The organism is Vibrio sp. R-1 (assembly GCF_035615595.1).
Lineage (GTDB): Bacteria > Pseudomonadota > Gammaproteobacteria > Enterobacterales > Vibrionaceae > Vibrio > Vibrio cholerae.
Window position 1 is genome coordinate 17,918 of record NZ_WPDC01000003.1, and the last position, 20,247, is coordinate 38,164.

Annotated in this window: 23 protein-coding genes; 10 read left to right on the plus strand and 13 right to left on the minus strand. The window is 47.4% G+C overall.

The annotated features are described in order from the left end of the window. Positions 1-3: 3 nt before the first annotated feature. Both GOU96_RS01050 and GOU96_RS01055 read right to left on the minus strand, forming a co-directional pair. Positions 4-1,026, minus strand: a complete 1,023-nt coding sequence (locus tag GOU96_RS01050; protein ID WP_267781280.1) for a phage major capsid protein, P2 family — start codon at positions 1,024-1,026, stop codon at positions 4-6. A 36-nt stretch (positions 1,027-1,062) separates the two neighbouring features. Then, positions 1,063-1,953 carry a GPO family capsid scaffolding protein gene (locus GOU96_RS01055; RefSeq protein WP_267781282.1) on the minus strand — a complete coding sequence of 297 codons (891 nt, stop codon included), beginning with the start codon at positions 1,951-1,953 and terminating at the stop codon, positions 1,063-1,065. Between the two features lie 173 nt (positions 1,954-2,126). Here GOU96_RS01055 and GOU96_RS01060 point away from each other — a divergent pair, with 173 nt between their 5' ends. The 5 genes from GOU96_RS01060 (at position 2,127) to GOU96_RS01080 (ending at position 6,279) form a co-directional block, all read left to right on the plus strand. Continuing rightward, positions 2,127-3,947: a terminase ATPase subunit family protein gene (locus tag GOU96_RS01060; protein WP_267781284.1), complete on the plus strand. Its 1,821-nt coding sequence runs from the start codon at positions 2,127-2,129 to the stop codon at positions 3,945-3,947. Continuing rightward, positions 3,929-4,708, plus strand: coding sequence for a terminase large subunit domain-containing protein (locus GOU96_RS01065; protein WP_267781286.1), 780 nt, complete (start codon positions 3,929-3,931; stop codon positions 4,706-4,708). Before GOU96_RS01060 ends, GOU96_RS01065 begins: the two co-directional genes overlap by 19 nt. 4 nt (positions 4,709-4,712) lie before the next feature. Continuing rightward, the gene (locus GOU96_RS01070) at positions 4,713-5,759 is read left to right on the plus strand and encodes a phage portal protein (RefSeq protein WP_033928151.1); all 1,047 of its coding nucleotides are present in this window, start codon (positions 4,713-4,715) and stop codon (positions 5,757-5,759) included. Next, positions 5,743-5,958, plus strand: coding sequence for a hypothetical protein (locus GOU96_RS01075; RefSeq protein WP_267781288.1), 216 nt, complete (start codon positions 5,743-5,745; stop codon positions 5,956-5,958). Before GOU96_RS01070 ends, GOU96_RS01075 begins: the two co-directional genes overlap by 17 nt. A 69-nt stretch (positions 5,959-6,027) precedes the next feature. After that, positions 6,028-6,279, plus strand: coding sequence for an ogr/Delta-like zinc finger family protein (locus tag GOU96_RS01080; protein ID WP_001263192.1), 252 nt, complete (start codon positions 6,028-6,030; stop codon positions 6,277-6,279). Here the strand turns inward: GOU96_RS01080 and GOU96_RS01085 are convergent, their stop codons facing one another. Further along, positions 6,280-6,525, minus strand: coding sequence for a hypothetical protein (locus tag GOU96_RS01085; protein ID WP_267781291.1), 246 nt, complete (start codon positions 6,523-6,525; stop codon positions 6,280-6,282). Between the two features lie 237 nt (positions 6,526-6,762). On the opposite strand from GOU96_RS01085, the gene GOU96_RS01090 reads away from it, so the two are divergent. Beyond that, complete coding sequence (locus GOU96_RS01090; protein ID WP_142736864.1) at positions 6,763-7,101, plus strand: helix-turn-helix domain-containing protein; 339 nt, start codon at positions 6,763-6,765, stop codon at positions 7,099-7,101. A gap of 26 nt (positions 7,102-7,127) precedes the next feature. Here the strand turns inward: GOU96_RS01090 and GOU96_RS01095 are convergent, their stop codons facing one another. Further along, the gene (locus GOU96_RS01095) at positions 7,128-7,370 is read right to left on the minus strand and encodes a hypothetical protein (RefSeq protein WP_267781294.1); all 243 of its coding nucleotides are present in this window, start codon (positions 7,368-7,370) and stop codon (positions 7,128-7,130) included. Positions 7,371-7,382: 12 nt separating this feature from the next. Next, a complete protein-coding gene (locus GOU96_RS01100) occupies positions 7,383-9,968 on the minus strand; it encodes a replication endonuclease (RefSeq protein ID WP_267781295.1) in 2,586 nt (861 codons plus the stop codon). A 38-nt stretch (positions 9,969-10,006) separates the two neighbouring features. On the opposite strand from GOU96_RS01100, the gene GOU96_RS01105 reads away from it, so the two are divergent. Then, positions 10,007-10,294 (plus strand): hypothetical protein, encoded by a 288-nt coding sequence (locus tag GOU96_RS01105; RefSeq protein WP_172884722.1) that lies wholly within the window; start codon positions 10,007-10,009, stop codon positions 10,292-10,294. Positions 10,295-10,492: 198 nt separating this feature from the next. Here the strand turns inward: GOU96_RS01105 and GOU96_RS01110 are convergent, their stop codons facing one another. The 5 genes from GOU96_RS01110 to GOU96_RS01130 all read right to left on the minus strand — a co-directional run bounded on the left by GOU96_RS01110 (position 10,493) and on the right by GOU96_RS01130 (position 12,629). Then, positions 10,493-10,720: a hypothetical protein gene (locus GOU96_RS01110; RefSeq protein ID WP_001198812.1), complete on the minus strand. Its 228-nt coding sequence runs from the start codon at positions 10,718-10,720 to the stop codon at positions 10,493-10,495. Further along, entirely contained in the window at positions 10,720-11,238 is a 519-nt protein-coding gene (locus tag GOU96_RS01115) for a hypothetical protein (protein WP_149519765.1), read from the minus strand. The genes GOU96_RS01110 and GOU96_RS01115 overlap by 1 nt, the downstream gene beginning before the upstream one ends. 81 nt (positions 11,239-11,319) lie before the next feature. Beyond that, positions 11,320-11,754 (minus strand): hypothetical protein, encoded by a 435-nt coding sequence (locus GOU96_RS01120; RefSeq protein WP_267781299.1) that lies wholly within the window; start codon positions 11,752-11,754, stop codon positions 11,320-11,322. 12 nt (positions 11,755-11,766) lie between these two features. Beyond that, complete coding sequence (locus GOU96_RS01125) at positions 11,767-12,306, minus strand: phage regulatory CII family protein (protein ID WP_267781301.1); 540 nt, start codon at positions 12,304-12,306, stop codon at positions 11,767-11,769. Between the two features lie 110 nt (positions 12,307-12,416). After that, a complete protein-coding gene (locus tag GOU96_RS01130) occupies positions 12,417-12,629 on the minus strand; it encodes a hypothetical protein (RefSeq protein WP_000959091.1) in 213 nt (70 codons plus the stop codon). A 167-nt stretch (positions 12,630-12,796) separates the two neighbouring features. Here GOU96_RS01130 and GOU96_RS01135 point away from each other — a divergent pair, with 167 nt between their 5' ends. The 3 genes from GOU96_RS01135 to GOU96_RS01145 are packed head-to-tail and all read left to right on the plus strand — an operon-like array spanning position 12,797 to position 15,051. Beyond that, positions 12,797-13,450, plus strand: a complete 654-nt coding sequence (locus GOU96_RS01135) for a phage repressor protein CI (RefSeq protein ID WP_267781303.1) — start codon at positions 12,797-12,799, stop codon at positions 13,448-13,450. A gap of 27 nt (positions 13,451-13,477) precedes the next feature. Beyond that, entirely contained in the window at positions 13,478-14,014 is a 537-nt protein-coding gene (locus GOU96_RS01140; protein WP_033928147.1) for a hypothetical protein, read from the plus strand. Continuing rightward, positions 14,014-15,051, plus strand: coding sequence for a site-specific integrase (locus GOU96_RS01145; protein WP_219639897.1), 1,038 nt, complete (start codon positions 14,014-14,016; stop codon positions 15,049-15,051). The genes GOU96_RS01140 and GOU96_RS01145 overlap by 1 nt, the downstream gene beginning before the upstream one ends. 448 nt (positions 15,052-15,499) lie before the next feature. Here the strand turns inward: GOU96_RS01145 and GOU96_RS01150 are convergent, their stop codons facing one another. The 3 genes from GOU96_RS01150 to flgK all read right to left on the minus strand — a co-directional run bounded on the left by GOU96_RS01150 (position 15,500) and on the right by flgK (position 20,127). Next, positions 15,500-16,639 carry a flagellin gene (locus GOU96_RS01150; RefSeq protein ID WP_000154828.1) on the minus strand — a complete coding sequence of 380 codons (1,140 nt, stop codon included), beginning with the start codon at positions 16,637-16,639 and terminating at the stop codon, positions 15,500-15,502. 407 nt (positions 16,640-17,046) lie between these two features. After that, complete coding sequence (gene flgL, locus GOU96_RS01155; RefSeq protein WP_001897485.1) at positions 17,047-18,240, minus strand: flagellar hook-associated protein FlgL; 1,194 nt, start codon at positions 18,238-18,240, stop codon at positions 17,047-17,049. 12 nt (positions 18,241-18,252) lie between these two features. Beyond that, the gene (gene flgK / locus GOU96_RS01160) at positions 18,253-20,127 is read right to left on the minus strand and encodes a flagellar hook-associated protein FlgK (protein WP_000135479.1); all 1,875 of its coding nucleotides are present in this window, start codon (positions 20,125-20,127) and stop codon (positions 18,253-18,255) included. Positions 20,128-20,247 lie beyond the last annotated feature (120 nt).

A 20,247-nucleotide genomic window follows, 5' to 3' on the forward strand; every position in this document is an offset into this window, starting at 1 on the left:
CAGTTACGCTCCAGCCTCTGGTTTAGGGCCGATGTGGACTTTTTCTGGGTTGTAAGCGGCGAACGCTTCCAACACACCCACTGCGTAACCTTCCATGCGCCAGTATGCGTTTTCGAACTGCTTGCGATCAGATTCGTGTTTCGCTTTACGTTGAACTGTTCCGTGCTGAGTCAATACCTGCAGGTTTGCCGGAATGGTCACGACCATGGCGTTGTCTGGCAGGAATGGCGGCACGTAAGCGGGACGGCCAGCGATGGTTTTATCGAGCTTTTGAGCGGCGATTTGTTCGCTAGGTTTGTCCGCTTTGTCGTACAGCTTGGCCTGAGCGGCACCAATCAGCCCTGAACCGACGAACACGGTTAAGCGTGGGTCGTTGCGGAACATGGGGTGAATTTGGTTGTTGATGATGTCTGAGGCCATCGCGTCTAGCGTGCGGTAGTCGCCATTGGTTTCATCGAAGTAGACATCGACATCCACGACTTGTGAGGCTTTGCGGTTTTTCACATACGCAATCCAGCCTTCGTTGACATCTTGGCCGAGCGGATACTCTGCTGGATTGGTCGTTTCTGCTGCGGCAACGCCATTCCAGCCCACACGCATGATGTCGAGTGCGAACATTTGGTTAGAGAATTCAGTCAGGTGCTTCATGAACTGATCGCGGCCACCTTGGTTCGCCCACTGGCATAGCATTGCCCAAGTGATGGCGGCACAAGAATCGGTTTCCGCGAGTTTGTATTTGTGACCACCTACGCCCACTTGCTTGGTGAAACGGCCACCCGCTTTACGGCCAGTGTAAAGACCGGACACACCCACATCGACCACTTGACCTTCGATTTGGTCAACGGTGGTCACGGTGATCATTTTCAGAAACTCGGCAGACTCGGTAATGGCTGCGCGAAGTTTGGTTTCCAACTGCGGTGATACATTGAATAGATCTTCTACGTTCGATACGCCGTAGCTTTTCGCCAATTGCTGAGCGAAGTTATCCATGTATTCACGGGCGGATTGAGTAAGAATCTGCGACATTACGCGATGCTCCTAGTTACTGTGATGGGTTCGCGGTTAAACAGGCATGTAGCCTTCGCCGCCACCTGATTTATCTGCGCCTTGGCCATCAGGCCCCGTCTGGCTCAGTTGCGTGAATTTGGTTTCGAGATCGGCTTGCTTTTGAGCGATGCTATCAAGCGTTTCTGTTAGCTTGCTGAACTGCTCCGGAGTCATGCCGTTCGTTTCCTTGTCCTTGCCATCACCTTCGATTTCTTCACCGTTGGTTTCTGGCGTTTTATTGGTAGAAAAGTTTTTGAACTGGCTTTCAAGCTCGTTTTGCTTTTCGGTGATCACACCGATTGAGGCCATTAACGCGCTGTACTGTTCTTTGTTCATGGGTTTTTCGTCCTCTGATTGAGGTTTACTGGGTGTTTCTGGCTCATCGCCAGCGATAAAGGTGCGCAAAGCGGAAAAAAGGCGATCAGTGCGGCTGAAACATTTCTCTAGGTGGAGTTCTTCGAGCGCGTCAGACTCAATCGCGGTTTCTTCGCCATGGCGACGAGAGAATTTGAGTTGCGTTGTACCCGTGGAGGCTGGGGAGTCAGTCACAGCTAGGCCCATTAAATAGCAACGCCCCTCGCCCTTGTAATCGGGATTCGGTTCAATCGAGGTAAACAGCTTTTGCCCTTCTTGGTTTGCGTCCAAGAGGTATTGGTTTGGCGTTAACTTGGCAAATAGGCGGAGTTTGTCGTCTAGCACTTCGGCTTTGAGTTCTTCGACTACGCCCCAGTTTTTACCTTCAAACGGCCCCCAAGAGCTGCGCCAGTGCTCTGGCCAGATTAATGCGGTGTATTCATCTTTGGCGTAGAGAGAGGCCATGTCGTTAATCCACGACTTGGTGATTTTGCGCCCGTCTACGGTGCTGCCTTCGGTGGCAATGACTACCCAATCACTGGTTTTTGGCATGGGGTGAACACTCTTGGTTATTGCTGAATCTCGTTAATGTGTCGCCACCATACGCCGTAAAAAGTTGGCTTTCAGCAAGCAGTGTTCGGGTGAATTCGGATATGGGGTTATATCCGAAATTGGCGGAATTTTTGTAGGCGAATCAGGGTGTTTTCGCGGCGTATGATGCGCTCATGGCATACTCTCCCGAAATCCGACAAGCCGCCCGAGCCCTCTATTTGAAGGCATGGACGCCACGCGAAATCGCCGACGAATTGAATCTGAACAGTGACCGAATTATTTACTACTGGGCGGATAAGTTTGGTTGGCGCGATATGTTGCGTGAACAAACGATTGATGAAGCTATCGCGAATCGTATTCAAACGCTGCTTGAGGTAGAGAACCCAAGTAAACCGCAGTTGGATATGCTCGATCGGCTGATTAATCATCACGTCAAACTTAAGAAGCTGCGCGCTACTGAGCATCCGACTCAACCCAATGAAGCGGGTACAGCTTCGGCGCAAAGTGGTGCACAAAATAGCAAAAGTGGTTCACCTAAGGCCGAATCTGGCACACAAACGGGCGATTCTGGTAAACACTCTGCCCCCAGTGGTAAACGTGGCAAGAAAGTTAAGAATGATGTTAGTGAGATCACCGAGCAGTGTTTCAAGCTATGGCATGACTCTCTGTTTGAATATCAAGTTGTTATGCGTAACAACTTGCATCAGCGGATTCGTAACATTCTCAAATCTCGCCAGATTGGCGCAACCTATTACTTTGCAGGTGAAGCGTTAGAACAGGCGATTCTTACGGGCGATAACCAGATATTTCTCTCAGCCTCTCGCGCTCAGTCTGAGGTATTCCGCCGCTATATTGTCGCGTTAGCGAAAGAGTTTTTAGGGCTTGAGCTTTCTGGCAACCCGATGACACTTTCTAACGGCGCTGAGTTACATTTTCTTTCTACCAACGGCAAAACGGCACAGAGTTACCACGGCCACGTTTATATTGATGAGTATTTCTGGATCGGCAAGTTTGACGAGCTGAACAAAGTCGCCTCGGCGATGGCTACGCATAAAAAGTGGCGTAAGACTTACTTTTCTACCCCTTCTTCTAAGATGCACCCTGCTTACCCGTTCTGGACGGGTGAAAAATGGCGCGGCGATAAAACCACTCGGAAAAATATTGAGTTCCCGACCTTTGATGAACTGCGCGATGGCGGTCGCTTGTGCCCTGATCGCCAGTGGCGTTATGTGGTTACGATTGAGGATGCCGCTAAGGGTGGCTGTGACCTCTTTGATATTGAGGAACTGCGCGAAGAGTACAGCGAGACGGACTTCAACAACTTGTTTATGTGCGTGTTTGTTGATGGTGCCAGCTCGATATTTGAATTTAATAAGATTGAACGCTGCATGGTGGATATTGAGATTTGGCAGGACTTCAAGCCGAGCTCCGATCGCCCATTTGGTAGCCGTGAGGTGTGGTTAGGCTATGACCCATCACGAACCCGTGATAATGCGGTGCTGATGGTGGTCGCGCCCCCGATTGTGGCGGCTGAGAAATTCCGTGTGCTTGAGAAACACACTTGGCGCGGGCTTTCTTTCCAACATCAGGCCTCTGAGATCAGCAAAGTGTTTGAACGCTTCAATGTGACTTACCTTGGCATTGATATCACCGGCATTGGCGCAGGTGTTTACGATTTGCTGAGCAATAAGCACCCTCGCGAAACGGTGGCAATTCACTATTCCAATGAAAATAAAAACCGCTTGGTGATGAAGATGATCGACATCATTGACGGCAACCGCCTGCAGTTTGATGCGGGCATGAAAGAAACGGCAATGTCGTTTATGGCGATTAAGCGTGTCGCCACGAACAGCGGCAACATGATGACCTTTAAGGCCGAACGTAGCGAGCAAGCTGGCCACGCTGACGACTTTTGGGCGCTTTCTCACGCGCTGATTAATGAACCCCTCGATCACTCCACTCAACGCAAATCAACATGGCAGATGGCAGCATGACAGAAAAAAGAATTATCAATGATGTAAGTAATATCACTGAACAATGTTTTGAGCGTTGGCATCGCTCACTATATGGATATCAACATACTATTCGTAATAACTTGCATCAGCGCACTCGTCATATTCTTAAATCAAGGCTTTCTGGTTTATCCCATTACTTTTTAGGTGAAGCGTTAGAACAAGCGATTCTTACTGGTGAAAATCAGTTTTTTATTACTTCGGTCGATAATACTGACGCCTTTGAGCGCTACTTATACTCTATTGCGAAAGAGTTTTTAGGCATAGATATCACTGGAAATCCTGTCATTCTCTCTAATGGTGCCGAAATACATATTTTATCAGACTTTAATATAAAGAGTTCTCGTAATGGTTGCGCCTATTTTGATGAACACTTCTTCTCATATGAATTCGAAAAAGTTGATAAACATATCTGCGCAATAACTTGTTTAAAAAAGTTTCGTAAAACTTATTTTTCTTCTCTTTCGTTTGATACCCACCCCGCCTTTCAGCTGTGGACTGGTGAACGTTGGCGCAATTCCCGCACAACTCGAAATACTGTTGAGTTCCCTACTTTTGAAGAATTTCGCGATGGTGGTCGCTTATGCCCTGATCGCCAATGGCGCTATGTGATCACTATTGAGGATGCCTTTATTGGTGGCTGTGACCTCATTGATATTGATGAACTGCGCAAAGTGTACAGCGAGACTGACTTCAACAAATTGTTTATGTGCACCTTTGATACTGAAAATAAGGGTAGTTAACAGCATGACAGAGCAACTTATTCACTCACACACTACCGATGGCACAGAGAGCAAATCTGTGTACAGCTTTGACCCGAACCCGGAGCCCGTTGATACAAACAGTTGGATGACTCGTTATTGTGAGCTGTTTTACAACGATTTTGATGATTACTGGGAGCCGCCAATTTCGTTAAAAGGGTTAGCCGAAATTGCCAACGCGAACGGGTATCACGGTTCACTGCTGAAAGCGCGGGCTAACTATGTGGCTGGGCGTTTTATGAATGGCGGTGGCTTGCCAATGTATAAGATGAACTCTGCGTGCTGGGACTATTTCGGCCTTGGCATGTCGGCATTTGTGAAGATTCGCAGCTACATGAAGAATGTGATCGCCCTTGAGCCTTTACCTATGGTTCACATGCGTAAGCGTAAGAACGGGGACTTTGTTCAGTTGCTGCGTAACAACGAGCAAAAGGTATTTAAAGCGAAGGATGTGATTTTTATTCCCCAGTATGACCCGCAGCAGCAGATATACGGCTTGCCTGATTATCTAGGAAGCATTCAAAGCAGTTTATTGAACCGTGACGCTACCCTGTTTCGCCGCCGCTATTACCTGAACGGTGCGCACATGGGCTTTATTTTCTATGCGACCGACCCGAACTTGAGCGATGACGATGAAAAGGCACTGAAAGAGAAGATTGCCAGTTCTAAGGGGATCGGTAATTTTCGAAGCATGTTTGTGAACATCCCGAACGGGAAAGAGAAAGGTATTCAACTGATTCCGGTTGGCGATATTGCCACGAAAGATGAGTTTGAGCGGATCAAGAACATCACGGCGCAAGATATTTTCGTGGGGCATCGCTTCCCAGCGGGCATGGGCGGCATGTTACCGCAGCAGGGTGCGAATGTGCCGGACCCGCTTAAAGTCAGCCAAGTGTATGACTTTTACGAGGTGATTCCAGTGTGCAAGCGCTTTATGGATGCGGTGAACAATGACCCAGAAATACCGGATAATTTGAAGCTTAAGTTTAATTTGAATCCTGGTGTGGAGTCGGCCAATGGCAGCGCTGTATAAGATTGAATCCTACAGTGATGAAGCGGCGCGGAAAATTGGCGGCTTTATTACTGAGCATGGTGGCCGCTGTGTGGTGGCGGGTTTTGCGGTGATTACGGATCACTTGTTTCAGCATGGTGATGCTTTTCAGGTGTTGCCTTTGGTTGCTCTCACTAGCGATCAGCTCTCTGATTGGGATTACCAACAGTTTTCATATTGATAAACTGTACAAAAACACAGCTTATTGACGTATGATTATCGCGTCAGTCAAAAAAAGCTAGGTGTTATTATGAGAGTGTTCTGCCCTGAGTGCGAAGGTAAAGCCCGAATTCAGAAGACGAACCGCTTTACCGTTGGTGTTGCGGATTTATATTGTGCGTGCTGTGACCCCGAATGCGGCCACACGTTTGTGATGAACCTTTCTTACAGCCATACGCTGAGCCCATCTGCCAAAACAACTAGCCAACTGGCGTTTGATTTGTGTAAAGCGTTGCCGCCAGAAGCGCGGCAACGGCTTAAACATCAGCTTTCTATGTTGTGATCAACTACTGCAAAATCTTGGTTTTTCGACTTCTGAGGCCATCTCAATAATACTGAGAATGGCCTTTTGTTTATCTGTATCCAAACTTCCGTGTGAATCAGCCATCACGAGCCGTGCGAGGTATGCCCCCGCTTGTCTCGTTCGCTCCGTGCTTTCGCTGCTGGCTACTCCGTCCAGAATTATTTCAAGTGCTGATAGTGCAACATCACAGTGATTGATATTGCCTAAGTGTTTTAATTCAGACATTTGACTGTCTCCTACTGACGTTTACTGTATATTAATACAGTGATTTTATGCTCTCAATTTTTTTATTGGTTTTATTGTCTATACTGATAGATAGCTCAATCTATTGCGTATTAGACGCCGTACTCTAAAAGTTAATATTCGTCGGCGTTGCGACCTACATCAGTTTTTGTGGTTGCCTGACCTCAGTTGGCATAACGGCTTGTTTTATCCGCCAAATTTGGCGACTGAGGTTATTGAATGGCAAAAACGATTCACGATATTGATCCCATCATGCAGTTTTTCACGCAGGAGCGTTTGCGTAAGCGCTTAACTCAGCAGCAGGTTGCCGAGCGTGCTGGCGTTTCGCTGCGTATGTTGCAGCGGTTAGAGCAGGGTGAACGAGTGGTGGATATTGCCCAGATTCGGCGTTTAAGTGCGGCGCTTGAGATTTCAGTGGGGCATATGATCATGCACGGGGCGGTGAGTTCGCCAGAAGGCAAGCAGGTAGATTCTCTCCCCGCACCGATTCGTGATTGTTTGATTGAGTTGATTAAGTCGATTAATGATGAAATTGCGGCGCAAAGCCGCAGCGCATAGCGGAGAAAACAAAGCGCCCGCAGGCGCTATTCTGTTTTAGTTATCTCGGTAATTTTTCCGTGCCTTCTGTCAAACCATAATTCTACACCATTGCTTTTCTTTACCCAGTACCATTCTGGTGACGTCAGTTGTTCTCTGTTAGCCATTTTAGGCTTGGGCAACACTGTAAAAGTAAAACTGCGCTCCCTAAAACAAATAACCTCACCATTCACCAAACCTTTTTCAGCAGGTATAGATACTTGATAGGTTTTTCCGACTTGTAGTTGCATGCTGCCTAGCTCCTACGCTAATGGCCAGTCGCCTTCCAACTCTTGGAAGAACGATAGATCTGGTTGTGAATGTTCTTGTGGTTTCTGGTTTAGCTTCTCCATTTGCTGTTCGAACTTCTCCCAGCCTTCGAAGCGGCACCAAATGTCGCTATCGACCTCGCGTTTTACTTCAACCAAACGCGCTGGCCTGATTTTTCCGTGTTCATCTACCTCCGTGGGGCGGATTTTCAGTTCTGTTTCGTCATCGAGTCGCAATGTGCTGCCTTTAAACAGGGCGCTGATGGCGACTTCATCAACAATCTGATCGTTTTGTGATCCTTTTAGCCTGTCCGGCTGTAACAAACGGGTTAGCTGAGTGCTGACCTGTTCGGCAAAGGGCTCCGTACAGTTATTGACAGAACTCCGAGAGGCGGCAGAGCCGCCAAAGGCAGTCGCTTCGCTCCCAAAACCCACCGCTTCACCTTCTGTGGTTTCCTTGCCCTTGCGTTTGATTGTCCAAACCTTTTCACGGGTTTTAATGACTTGCTCGGGTGTGGCGATGCCTTCCAGCTTGCGGATGGCTTCGGCGTAAGGAGAGGCAAACGGCAGCTCTTGATACACGTTGGTGACTAATAGCTCTTTGCGTTTCACGAAGGGGCCACCTTGATTCATGATGTAACCATGCCAACGCCCTTCATCGGCAGAGCGCAGCACTGCGGCTACATGGGGAATCTCGGTTTTGGCGCGGGCTTCGTAGCTTTGGGCGATCACTTCGACCAGTTCTTGATTGGTCATCACTCGCGCTGGCTTGAATGCACCAACGAGTTGATAGTGCAGCAGCTCATACATGCTGATGAGATCGGCTCTTTCCTGCATGAAGATGTACTCCATGAAGGCTTTTTTATTCTGGTTCGCAAGGCGGCGCAGTTCGCGGTATGTAGTGACAGGCGCACCACCGAAGAATTGAAACTGGCGAATACTCCAGCGGCTTTTCCATGCGCTGACGTTGCGTGCCATGTCTTTGACTGGCTTTCCGGTTTCGTCTGATATGTCGCCGTCCATCGCGTAGCCGTCGATGTTCTTTGAAATGTATTTGGCGATGTAACCAGTGGCCGTGCCTTTGGTTGGGTCGATGTAGCCAAAATCACAGCGTGGGCGGTAATCAAGCGGCCCCACATACACGCCTTTGCGAAATGGCTTTTGTTTCTCTTTTTCGAATTCTGGGTGCAGTTCGCCCCGGTCTTCTTCTGTCGCGTAGGTGATGAAGGTGTCACGCACGGCGGAAATGTCTTCTTTTCTTACCCAAATCAGCAAATGCCAGTGTGGCGTGCCATCGTGATGCGGCTCGGCCACTCGCACACCAAACCAACGAATTTCATCACGGTTCAGTTTGGCGCGGATCAGCTGCCACTTTTTGTTTAAGTAGGCTTGAGCATCGCGCGGGCTGGCTCCGTTCCAGTGGTCGATAAAGCCGCCTTTTTTGTAGCTGTTGTGGTACTTCGACGGCGTGGTGAGAGTGAGGAATAAGCCTTGCAAACCCAGCTCGTTGCCGATGTCTTCACAGCCACGGCAGCGCACCATGAGTTCATGGCGGCGAATCGCAGGGTTAGAAACGCTCTTTTTGACCATGTCCCATAGATCGTGTTCTTCTTCGGTTTCTTCATCGAACAGCACCATGTTTTTGATGGCTTCATAGTTGCGTTGTTGCTGCTCTTGGTGCTCGCGCACACAATCCCAGCTCGCATAAGGTGAGGCGTTGTTGGATACCTGCCCCATGGCAATGGCGAGGTGTTCACGCATGATTTTGCGCACTTTGACTAAGCGGCCAAGCCACCACGAATCACTGATCATACGCATGATGTCGCTGGACGCTGAAAGGTGGTTTTGTGCTTTGTATTTGCGCGGCGCTTTAATGCCAAAAGTTTGGGTGCAGAAGTGAGCGAGCGCCTCGTAAGCATCAACAACCGCTTGGTCTACATCTTCTTCGCGGTCGGCATGTTTGCGGCTGGCCGTGAGCTGCAAATAGGCTTCCATAATTTTGGCAATGCGGAATGCCATGTCGCGCAGTTCGTCTTGCTCTAATTCAGCAAGCAGGCGCTGTTTTACTGGCTTTCTATCCTTTTCATCTTTTTCAAAATCAAATGAAACCTGTTTGGATTTTATATCTTCTGGATTGCCATATTCTGTAAAGAACACGGGGTGAAATGGGTCTTCACCGTCTTCGAATTCTTTAGACAATAGAGCAACTTTCTGGGTATTTGGCAGTTGTTTGTATTGTTGCAGTACTTTGAGCACACGCTCTTTGGCTGGGTGCATTTTCTCACGCAGAAAGCTATTCGCCGCCCGCGAGCCCTTTTTCTCATAAGTGCGGATGTAGCGTTCAGCAAAGTATTTCGCAAGGTATGGTGGCACGTCTTGAAAAAAGGCTTTGCGCCACTCGTGAGAAAGCGCATCGACTTCGTAAAGTCGGCGCTCGATCACGCTCATGTCGTCGGGCTCAACGTTCGCGACTTTATGGCAAGCGGCAATCGCTGTCACGTCATAGTTAATCGGTGACAGCGGCGCTTGCCAAGGGAAGTCGTAGAGTTCGAGCTCAGTAGGTTCGCTCAGAAATTTCAATATGTTAACCTTACTATCTATACACAGGAGTTCTCTAAATGAAAACCAAACTACTTAAACCTGAATACAAACTTCCATTTGATCACTTACTCGTTGAATTCATTGAGGGTTATCAATCTCAAGAGCATTTAACCGAATATAAAATTGCCATTATGGGTAAAGAGAATAAGCACTACAGGAACATTACTGTCTATGGTGAGGATGCTCTTGAAGACTTAGATAATGAATTACAAGAATTCAACATGATTGACAGACTCGCTTACCTACCACCTGCCGGTGCTTACCATGCGGTTTACTCTGAGCGTACCGATGAAGACATTCTGTAAGTCGAACGTCCGCATTTTCTAAAGAGCCGTCAGAAACCAAGGCGGCTTTTAGACATTCAAAATATGCCCATCCATCACGCGATTTACACGGATATCGTGAATTCATGAGTCGCTTAGCAATATCTAGCCTTCCATGTTTTTGATTGCAGCGAGTTTCAAGCTCTTCAATTAAAAAACCCAAAGAAATAATTGTGTCGTTCATACAGCCTCCATTTCCTGAGTGCTAATGATGAGATAACCGCCCTTGCCATAACCCTTGCTAATCACCCCATTTTTTAGGTGCTTACAGCTCAGGTCTAAACACGCTTGCTTTACGGCTTGCTCTTCGGTTTCAAAGTCGCCAATCAAAACATTAGCGACTTCTTGGGTTTCCTTGTTGCGAATGATTCCGCCATCAGGACAAAGTAAGATTGCGGCGTACTGCATTAGATGCCCTCCTCTACAATCTCTTCTGCTTCACGGGCTTCGATGATCAGCTCTGTGAGTTGGCTTTCAATGGCGAGAAGGCTTTCGAGTGCGTTATCCTCATCAAGACGAACCCGCTCACTAAGCAGTCTCTCTTGAGGGTGACCATCTGAGTAAATCGTTTCAGCACTCAGGGCATAAACTTCAACGCTGTTAACGTGACCAGCGAAACGGGTAAAGATGTGCAACACATCCGTATTCGCCATAGCCAGTACGTTGATGGCGTGAACGATGTCGTAAACATCGCGAATTCTAATGCTTGCCGCCATATCTTCCGCGAAGTTTGCAACCTTTTCGGCTTCACCTTCTTGTTGGTTTACCTTCATTTCCACAATCATCGGACGTGGTAAAAGCGTACTTACGGCCAATGTCACTTGGCGTTGGTTACTTAGTGTGACTTCGTGCATAACACGAGATTGAGCCAGCATTTCTCGCGCTTCTTCACGAAGTGCCATGGCTTGTTCCAGTTCTTTATTCATCTTCATTGCTCCTACGCTAAGACGAAAAAAAAGCCCCCCTTTCCTTGTGGAACACTGCGGGGGCAACGGGGTTGGCTAGGTTTAAAGGAAATCGGGCGCTTTCAGTTGGCTCACGTTGCCTACTTCACACTCAAAGCGTTTGGTCACTTTGTTTATCTCTTCCAAGCCACGGCGCACCTTTTGGCGCTCGATGTCGTTTAGTTGGTCAAAAGTGACGTTTGCAGTTCTCGGGTCAAGATCACCCGCAATGCAGCACATGGCGCGTTGCTTGAGGGTTAGCGCGTTATAGGCTTTGCGCACTTTGTTGCGCTTGTAGCTGCTTTCAAACAGGGCGTGAGCCATCGCAATACTGTGCGCGGCGGGCACATGCGGCAGTGTAGCGAGGTAGGCGTCTACCTCTGCGCGGCTGCGAGGTGCTTGGTGCGGCGGCAGGTTCACGGCTTCACTGTGTTCTGCCGTTTGCATTTGTTGTTTGTTGCGCTGCACTTGCTGGCGCGTTTCTGCGATGGCTGACATGGTGTTTTCTCCTTATGCGAATCCGGGGATTGGCGCACCTTGAGCCATGAAATCCGAACCCATTTGAATCAAGGGTTGCAGGCCTGTTGTGCGTTTTTCTAAATCGGCGATCAGTAATGCCAGGTTGCCCAAGGCGGCTTGGCACTTCGCGAGGGTTTTGCGCTTTCGGCTGCGCGGTAAACGCTCTGCGGTGCACATTCGCATTGCATCACTAGAGAGTTCCCCACAAAGCGAGGTGTTGAGCAGTACGCGCTCAATGATGTTCTTTTCGTCCCCTTGTTCTGGCAGCGCTACGGCAACCACGCCGCAATCACTGAACAAGGTATTGATGATGGTGTAATCCCCTGATGCCTTGCACAGCAGCACTAAATCAACTGGGCTCAGTTTGTGCGGCTGTGCAGGGTTAAGCATGTTACGCAGCGATTGCCCGTCTAACGAAATGCGTTTGGCGAGCTGCTCAATGTTGTGATTGACAACGAAATCACTACAAACGGCGTTGTAAGCTTGCTGTTTACGTTCACGTAATTCATACATAGCGATGTCAGAAACCATGTTTAACAATCCTTATATAAACGGCGGTATACAAATGACTGACGCTGCAAACAGATGTAGCCACAACGGGCAATAGTTTTTAGTTGGAATCAGGGAGGAGAAACGCATGATTACCCCAGCACCTGCATAGCTTCACGCGCTGCGATTTCGTGCATCGCAACCATGTTTACTAGCGGCTTATCACGGCGCTTGTCTTTTGGTTTGATGATGATGCGGCCTTCATTGATGTACTGCTTGATTGTGCCGATCGCTAAACCGGAGAGTCTTGAATACTCTTCCATCGTCACATAAGGGCTACGGGGTGGTACCGAATAGGTCAACATGGTGATATCCTTGCATTTATATCTATCTTTATCGGTTGTCGCTTGCTTTGGTCGGCGTGACATCCGAGTTACAAGACAATCATAGATCGCCATTTGGGATTCAATCAAACTCTTTTTGAAATTTAAAATCCCAACCAGCGATCTATATCACATTACATGGCGATGTTATGAGTGAACTGAAAACAATTCCTGCCCCTGAGTACATGAAAGGGCATGAATTTACCCAAATGCTTAAAGACGTGCTTGGATGTAAGGATTTTGCGGAGGTATCTGAGATTCTTAACATTCCAAAATCAACATTTAGTACTTGGAATCTACACGACAGAACGTCACATGAACTCATGGTCAGACTTCACTTAGCGATGGGGATTCCTCTAGAAGAGCTCGCATTACCTCAAAATGCTCGAGTTCAAAAATCCCCTAACCTAGCAACTTCACCCAAAGTTACGTCTGAAAATACAGAGTTGCAGAATCCGCAGCTCGCGATGGTTGTGCTAAAAAGTTTCTGCCTCACGAACGGAAAACTTCTTGAGACGGGAGAGATCCCATATCCTGTTCGTCGTATGAATAGCTTCAACTTAAAACCTGAAAGCACGATTGAGGTTGAAACCAATGAGGCTCTTTATCTGGTTGATAACGCTTCGCGTGATGCTGTTTCTGGAAGCTATTTGATTGATATTGATGGCCGTTTATCGATTAACCACATCCAGCGTTTGCCTGGTAAAAAGCTAGCAATAGCCTTTGGTGGAAGCACGATTGAAGTATCAGAGCATGACATTAAAGTGCTTGGCCGTGTCGCGGTGACTCTAAGAAAAGATTGATTTTTAATTGGCTAGGAGAAAATACAAGTGGAACAAACCGAGAAAATTTACAAATGCAAATCATGTAAAGAGACTGTTCAGAAGGATGCGAAGAAATGCCCGCATTGTGGTGAAAAATATCCTACGGTTTCTAACGCTAAAGGCTGCTTAGGCTTTATTGTGTTGTCGCTTATATTCGGCATTATCATGGCTTCTTGCTCTGATAAAACGCCCAGCAATTCAAGCGTTCAAAATCCTCAATCAACACAGAACATCAGCAGTGAAGCACAGTGGTACCAAGGAACCAGCATTCAAGATCAAACATTGTCTAACTGGAATTCAGCCACCTATGAAGTAAAGCTTGTCACCGCTGCTAACGTTTACGCTTATTTCTATGGTGAGCAAAAACTTTCTCCTACGATCACCTCAAAACTCAAAACGATGGATGATTTAAAACCTTATGCTCAATGGCTGGTTAAAAGTGTCGATGAAGTGGCCTCAAGCAAAGAAGGTAATTTAATTTCTAATCAAAAAATCTCTGAAACTATGGTCATGCTTTTAACTCTCGAAGGCCATATAAAGTAATGTCCGTCCGCAATCTTAAAGATGGCAGCAAAAAACCGTGGCTTTGCGAGTGTTACCCGCAAGGCCGCGAAGGTAAGCGCGTGCGTAAAAGATTCGCCACCAAAGGTGAAGCGACTGCTTACGAAAACTTCATCATGCGTGAGGTGGATGATAAACCGTGGATGGGGAGTAAGCCTGATAATAGGCGGCTGAGTGAATTGCTTGAAACTTGGTGGCAGGTGCACGGACATACGATTAAATCGGGTAAAGTGGTTTACCGAAAAACCGCACTCACAATTAAGGAACTGGGCGACCCTATCGCCTCTACGTTTACTTCAAAGCAGTATCTTGCTTTTAGAGCGAATCGGGTTAGCCATTTCAATAAAGAAAACAAGTCACTTTCTCCTACTTATCAAAACTTCCAGCTTAATTTGCTAAGCGGCATGTTCAGCCGATTGATTAAGTATAAGCAGTGGAACTTGCCAAACCCGCTTGATGACATTGAGCCGATAAAAGTTAACCAACGTGCTTTGGCATATCTCGATAAAGCGGATATTCAACCTTTTCTGCAGCGCTTGGGTGGTTTTGAAAGCGAGGGGCGTTCTGTTTCTATTCCAGAAATTGTTCTGATTGCAAAAATTTGCCTTGCCACAGGGGCGCGAATTAGTGAGGCGCTTTCGCTTGAACGTTCTCAGATTTCTGAGTTTAAGCTGACGTTTGTTGAAACGAAGGGCAAACGGATTCGCTCTGTGCCTATCTCTGAAAATCTTTACAAAGAGATCATGCTGGCCTCTTCTAGCAGCGCTAAGATTTTCTCAACCACCTACGGCTCGGCGCATCGTTACATTAAAAAGGCTCTGCCCGATTATGTACCGGAAGGTCAAGCCACCCACGTTTTACGGCATACTTTTGCCACTCACTTTATGATGAACCGTGGCGACATCCTGATTTTGCAACGAATACTCGGCCATCAGAAGATTGAACAAACGATGGCTTATGCGCATTTCTCCCCCGATCACCTGATTCAAGCCGTTCAACTAAACCCACTCGAAAACTAACTAAAACCGTGGCGGCAAAGTGGCGGCATTCGTCAGCGTTCCTCGTTAACCATCGTCTAAAACCGCCATTTATGGCGACAAACCCACCGCCAAAATCAGTAAAACACTTTCATTACACCGCAGCGCAAATCAATATTTCTCATTCAAAAACATCAACTTAAAATTAATGCGGTTTGTTTTTACGGTCAGATAATGGAAATCACGAACGATAGAAAAAAGAAAAGCCCCTTTTCCTTTGAGAGAACCGGGGCTATTTGGTGGTAGCCATCGCCAATGTGGAGATCAAGAGAAATGAACACATTTCGGCTAACCGTTAGGGGCGCATGATTATGTGGGGCTAGATGAGCAGTTTGAGTGAGAGAGCTCGCCTAACATTCCATAACCATACTTTGCCAAAGTCCCTTCATTACATACCCACGTCTGAGCTCATTAATGAAGGTACCGGGAACTACTGCAATAACGAGATTGCAGAGTTTGGCAACTGTTTCGCTTGGGCAAGAATTGAAGTCCCCGCCTGTTGCAGAATCTGAGATTTGGTAAGTTGCGTTGTTTCCTTCGCAAAATCCGTATCTTTAATCCGACTTTTCGACGCTTCCACGTTCTCCTGAATGTTCGACAGGTTACTGATGCTGTGACTGAGTCGGTTCTGTTTCGCACCGAGGTCTGCTCGTTGCGAATCGACGTATTTTAATGCGGCATCGATGATACCCACGGCGTTCTGTGAACCACCGACACTAGTGATATCAATGTCTTGAACTGTGGTTTTCACACCTGGGCCACCATTGAGGCCAAGTTCGGTTGCCAAGCCACCGGAGATATTGAAGTTGCCTTCAATATTGGGTTCAGCAACAAAAATCTGCAGTTTGCCTTCTTGGTCAACCGAAGCTTTGAACAGATCCGTTTGACCGTTGATGTAAGTGGCCAGCTCTTCAATGTCATCACCATCTTTGGCCATGATATCAAGCACCACTGCCTCACCGTCTTTCTTGGTGAATTCAAACTTCAGGTCACGAGCGGTAGGTGGTACCCCCCACTCTTTAGTCTTAGGTTGTTCGGCAATAAAGGATTGGCCACCCATGCGGAAATCATCAGCACGTACACTGGTCAGTCCCATAATGATCGCTTCACCCGAGCTAGAACCGATTTGGAACGAAGCTTCACCAAACGAACCATTGAGTAGCTTACGACCACCAAATGACGTGGTTTCAGCGATACGGTTCAGTTCATCTTGCAGTGCCACCGACTCTTCATTCAGAGCCTGACGCTCTGACGCCGAGTTGGTACCGTTCGCCGATTGTAAGGCGAGGTCACGCATACGCTGCAAAATGCTGGTCGATTCATTCATCGCACCTTCTGCGGTTTGAGCAATCGAAATACCATCGTTGGCGTTACGCATTGCCACATCCAAACCACGAGATTGCGCCGTTAAACGGTTTGAAATCTGCAGGCCTGCCGCGTCATCTTTTGCACTGTTAATGCGATTACCTGATGAGAGGCGTTCCATGGAGGTGTTAAGCTCTCCCGTCGCCTTGGTCAGATAACGTTGTGCGGTCATCGCCGACACGTTGGTATTTACGTTAATGGTCATAGTTTGCTCTCCTATCGAGTTCGCAAGCTCATTTGCGAAGCGGTCAGCTTTGGTCTCTTTTGGAAGCACTGACCGTGAATAACTTGCCAAATCGGCCCAAAGGCGGATTTAAAAACCGGTTACAACAACTCTGATGTACTTTATTCAATTAGTGTGCCAACTTTATTTTCTTTGACACCCAGTGATATACATCGCTTATTTTCAATGAGTTACATTGTCTATCTAATTCAATCAGCCACTCAAAGTTGCCGATTTCGGTGAGCGGCAATCTATTTTGCCGCTGACTTGCCGCTTTGGTTACCCTGTACAACTTTTCACCAAGGCTCAATGTTGTATTAGCAACTTCCGCGCCACTTTTTACTCAACTCACTTCGCTCATATGGCTTAAGCGCATAAGGCATTGAAGGTTAGATGTAGTTAAAAAGGGTGAGATCTTTCGTTTTACCAAAGGCTTTCTGCGATGCCTCAAGGGCTCGCGAGTTCTCGTTGAACTCAATCACGGCTTCTGCGTAATCCAGATCCTCAAAGGTACTTTTGGATTTCGCGAGGCTGATTTTGAAATCTTCGTGCTGCTCTTCCTGAATATCGAGCGTACTCAAACGCGCACCAATATCCGTTCTGGTTTTATTGAGATGGATAAAGGCGGTATGAAATTCTTCAACTAACTGATGCAGTTTGGCCGTATTCGAGGCATCCGATACCGACCCTTCGGCGTAGCGAATCGCATCACGGAAAGTATCAAACACACTAAACGTGGTGCGAGGCGTCAGCTCAATCGCATCCCCTTTGCTGATCTGTCCTTTGACCTGAATGTTCAGCTCTTCAAACTGGATGCCAGTTTTCGCATCAAACTCTCCCGCTTGCACTACGCTGCCATTGCGCTCTAACTGATAGCCATTTTTGCCTTCCGGCATATCGACAAATGTTACGCGATAGGATGCGGTATCATCGGGATTGAGGTTAACTGCACGCTCTAAGAGCAGCTCGGAACCTTCTTGCAGCGCATAGTTGGGCTCATAGCTGCCAAAAGGATTCGGGATCTCCATAAACACTTTGCTGCCTGGGTTATTAAATGGAATTTCCAAGCTGTTGGAGATCTTCATTTTGCGCTGATAATCATCCCCTGCGTAGGTCACATTGCCTTGGTTATCACGAAAGAAGGGCTGATTTTTGGGTTTGGTACCGGCAAAAATATAGTTGCCGGATTCATCTTGTACGTTGGCGAGGTTAATAAAGTTATTGGCCATTTCTTGCAACACGCGCGCACGCGCCACCCGATCTTCTGGTGACAATGAGCCGTTGATCATCTCCATCACAGTGCGCTTTGCGGAGTCAGAAAACTCTTCGGTGTTAGCAATGATGACTTCTTGATGCTCAAGACGGTTGCGGACTAACACTATCGCATCTAGGTACTGACGCAGCTGCTCTTCTTGTTGCCCAACGTTTTGGATGTAGTGGGTCGCCAGTGGGTTATCACTCGCTGACAACAGCTTCTTACCAGACGCCAATTGCGCTTGGTTATTAAACACTTTCGATTCCTGACGACGGATGTCGTTCTGAACCGCTTGGTAGTTATGGAAGCTAGAGATTCGGTTTAACATTTACCCATCTCCCTATCGCAACGCCAAAATGGTGTTGAAAGTGTCGTTCGAGGCCTGAATGATGCGTGAGGAAGCCATATAAGCTTGCTGAAATTTCATCATGTTGGCGGCTTCTTCATCAAGGTTCACACCGGAAATCGAAGCGATGCGCGATTGCGCCGCCTCTTTCTCCAGTCTTGCCACATCGGTCAAACGCGTCATGGTGGCCATTTTTAGCCCCACATCCGTGTTGAGGTTGTGGTAAAGATCGATGATGGTGGACTCGTTATCATTCATCCGTTTTGCGGTTTGAATGTTGATCATTTTACGCAAGTTGCCGTTATCCCCTTCTGAAGGGACAAGGTTTGCCGTGAACTTATCATTAGGTAACGCACCTTCTGTCAGCTCAAAGGTCGTGCCCAATACGGTCACAGGCCCAGTCGGCGGATAAGGCTGAGGCTGAAGTAAAATATTGCCTTTGGTATCGGTCACCGCGAATTGATCGCCGGTTGGCGAGACAATCACTTCAAATTCGCGAACATCCCCCGCTTGTAAAATCTTAAATTTCGCTTTGCCTTGGGCAAAAGTGGTCGAAGCTTCAAAGCTCTGTGCGGCAATTTTTGTCGCATCTTCAGTTGCTAAACGAATGGCAGCGGCACCGTTACGAGTTGGGCGCACCAAAATTCGCTCCCCGACTTGGGGCGGGTTACGTACTTCTACGCGTAAGCCATCGACATACACATTGCCTTTTACCACTGGCAACACGGTTTGTTGGCCTGAAGGCAAAGTCACCACAAATTCACTGCCGTTGTACTGCATGGAGTATTCGCCACCTTTGAGCTGGCTAACATCTTCAATAAATACCGCCATATCGGCTTTAGAATTACTGTTGGTCACCACACGAGAGCGGGCAATGACGTCCAAATTGACATCGGTAAACAGAGCGCTACCCACATTGCCACGTAGGTCTAAACCTTGTGACTGTAAGGTATTCACTTCATGAGAAAAGGAGAGTGCGAGACGACCGACTTCATCCATCAAGTACGGAATGTGCTCATCACGCATATCTAAAATAGCTTCCATCTTGCCGCCAATATCACGTGCGGAGATGGCTTTGAGCGCCTTGCCTTCGACCATGGCTAAACGGTGTTGCTGGGTATCCGGGAAACCATCAATCACTCTCAGTTGGCTGGCTTCAGTACCGGAAACCAAAGTGTGGCCGTTGCCGATATGAATGTTGAAACCTTCACCATGTTTTCTTTGCGTGACCGTGACTTTGGTGTATTGCGACAGTTCGGATACCAGCTTTTCATGCTTATCCATCAAATCGTTATGTGGCCCTGGTACGCGCATCATCAAACGTTGCAAATCACGAATTTCCAACGCCAGTTGGTTGATGCGTTCTACGCCAAGAGCTAACCCTTTGTTGGTAATGTCTTTTTGTAAACGAACCGTCTCATGAAAGTCATTCAGATTTTGTGAAATGAGCTTGGCTTTTTCGAGCACCACTTTACGGGCACCCAGATCATTGGGCGAATCAGCCAAACTTTTTACTGAATCAAACCACTCATTGAGGTTTTCAGGAATTTTCTTCGAAGCCACAGAGGAAAGCAGCTTAGACAGCATATCGAGATTTTCTTCGGTATCTCGCTTAAAAGCGTAATCGGTAGAGGCAATATTCAGCTCTTTAACGGCAAATTGATCCCACGAGCGGCGAACATTTTCCACATGCACACCCATACCATAGGTTTCACCGCCGTATTGGCGAGGCGCATTGGTCCCTTGGATCACAGACTGACGGCTGTAACCCTCTGTATTAACATTGGAAATGTTATGACCTGTGGTATTGAGTTGTCTCTGAGCCGTCAGTACGCTTTGCGTACCCACATTCAGAAGATCAGACGCCATACTGCCCCCGAAAACCGATATTAATCAGTAAAATTCACTGAATCTAAACAGTAATAGCAATATGCATGCCAGATTGAATGGGTTCGATTTACTCTAATAAAAATAGCAAGTTAGGATTGG

Bases quoted from the DNA above. Each gene is read 5' to 3' on its own strand.
- GOU96_RS01050 (WP_267781280.1), bottom strand. From the start codon at position 1,026: ATGTCGCAGATTCTTACTCAATCCGCCCGTGAATACATGGATAACTTC.
- GOU96_RS01055 (WP_267781282.1), bottom strand. From the start codon at position 1,953: ATGCCAAAAACCAGTGATTGGGTAGTCATTGCCACCGAAGGCAGCACC.
- GOU96_RS01060 (WP_267781284.1), top strand. From the start codon at position 2,127: ATGGCATACTCTCCCGAAATCCGACAAGCCGCCCGAGCCCTCTATTTG.
- GOU96_RS01065 (WP_267781286.1), top strand. From the start codon at position 3,929: ATGGCAGATGGCAGCATGACAGAAAAAAGAATTATCAATGATGTAAGT.
- GOU96_RS01070 (WP_033928151.1), top strand. From the start codon at position 4,713: ATGACAGAGCAACTTATTCACTCACACACTACCGATGGCACAGAGAGC.
- GOU96_RS01075 (WP_267781288.1), top strand. From the start codon at position 5,743: ATGGCAGCGCTGTATAAGATTGAATCCTACAGTGATGAAGCGGCGCGG.
- GOU96_RS01080 (WP_001263192.1), top strand. From the start codon at position 6,028: ATGAGAGTGTTCTGCCCTGAGTGCGAAGGTAAAGCCCGAATTCAGAAG.
- GOU96_RS01085 (WP_267781291.1), bottom strand. From the start codon at position 6,525: ATGTCTGAATTAAAACACTTAGGCAATATCAATCACTGTGATGTTGCA.
- GOU96_RS01090 (WP_142736864.1), top strand. From the start codon at position 6,763: ATGGCAAAAACGATTCACGATATTGATCCCATCATGCAGTTTTTCACG.
- GOU96_RS01095 (WP_267781294.1), bottom strand. From the start codon at position 7,370: ATGCAACTACAAGTCGGAAAAACCTATCAAGTATCTATACCTGCTGAA.
- GOU96_RS01105 (WP_172884722.1), top strand. From the start codon at position 10,007: ATGAAAACCAAACTACTTAAACCTGAATACAAACTTCCATTTGATCAC.
- GOU96_RS01110 (WP_001198812.1), bottom strand. From the start codon at position 10,720: ATGCAGTACGCCGCAATCTTACTTTGTCCTGATGGCGGAATCATTCGC.
- GOU96_RS01115 (WP_149519765.1), bottom strand. From the start codon at position 11,238: ATGAATAAAGAACTGGAACAAGCCATGGCACTTCGTGAAGAAGCGCGA.
- GOU96_RS01120 (WP_267781299.1), bottom strand. From the start codon at position 11,754: ATGTCAGCCATCGCAGAAACGCGCCAGCAAGTGCAGCGCAACAAACAA.
- GOU96_RS01125 (WP_267781301.1), bottom strand. From the start codon at position 12,306: ATGGTTTCTGACATCGCTATGTATGAATTACGTGAACGTAAACAGCAA.
- GOU96_RS01130 (WP_000959091.1), bottom strand. From the start codon at position 12,629: ATGTTGACCTATTCGGTACCACCCCGTAGCCCTTATGTGACGATGGAA.
- GOU96_RS01135 (WP_267781303.1), top strand. From the start codon at position 12,797: ATGAGTGAACTGAAAACAATTCCTGCCCCTGAGTACATGAAAGGGCAT.
- GOU96_RS01145 (WP_219639897.1), top strand. From the start codon at position 14,014: ATGTCCGTCCGCAATCTTAAAGATGGCAGCAAAAAACCGTGGCTTTGC.
- GOU96_RS01150 (WP_000154828.1), bottom strand. From the start codon at position 16,639: ATGACCATTAACGTAAATACCAACGTGTCGGCGATGACCGCACAACGT.
- flgL (WP_001897485.1), bottom strand. From the start codon at position 18,240: ATGTTAAACCGAATCTCTAGCTTCCATAACTACCAAGCGGTTCAGAAC.
- flgK (WP_000135479.1), bottom strand. From the start codon at position 20,127: ATGGCGTCTGATCTTCTGAATGTGGGTACGCAAAGCGTACTGACGGCT.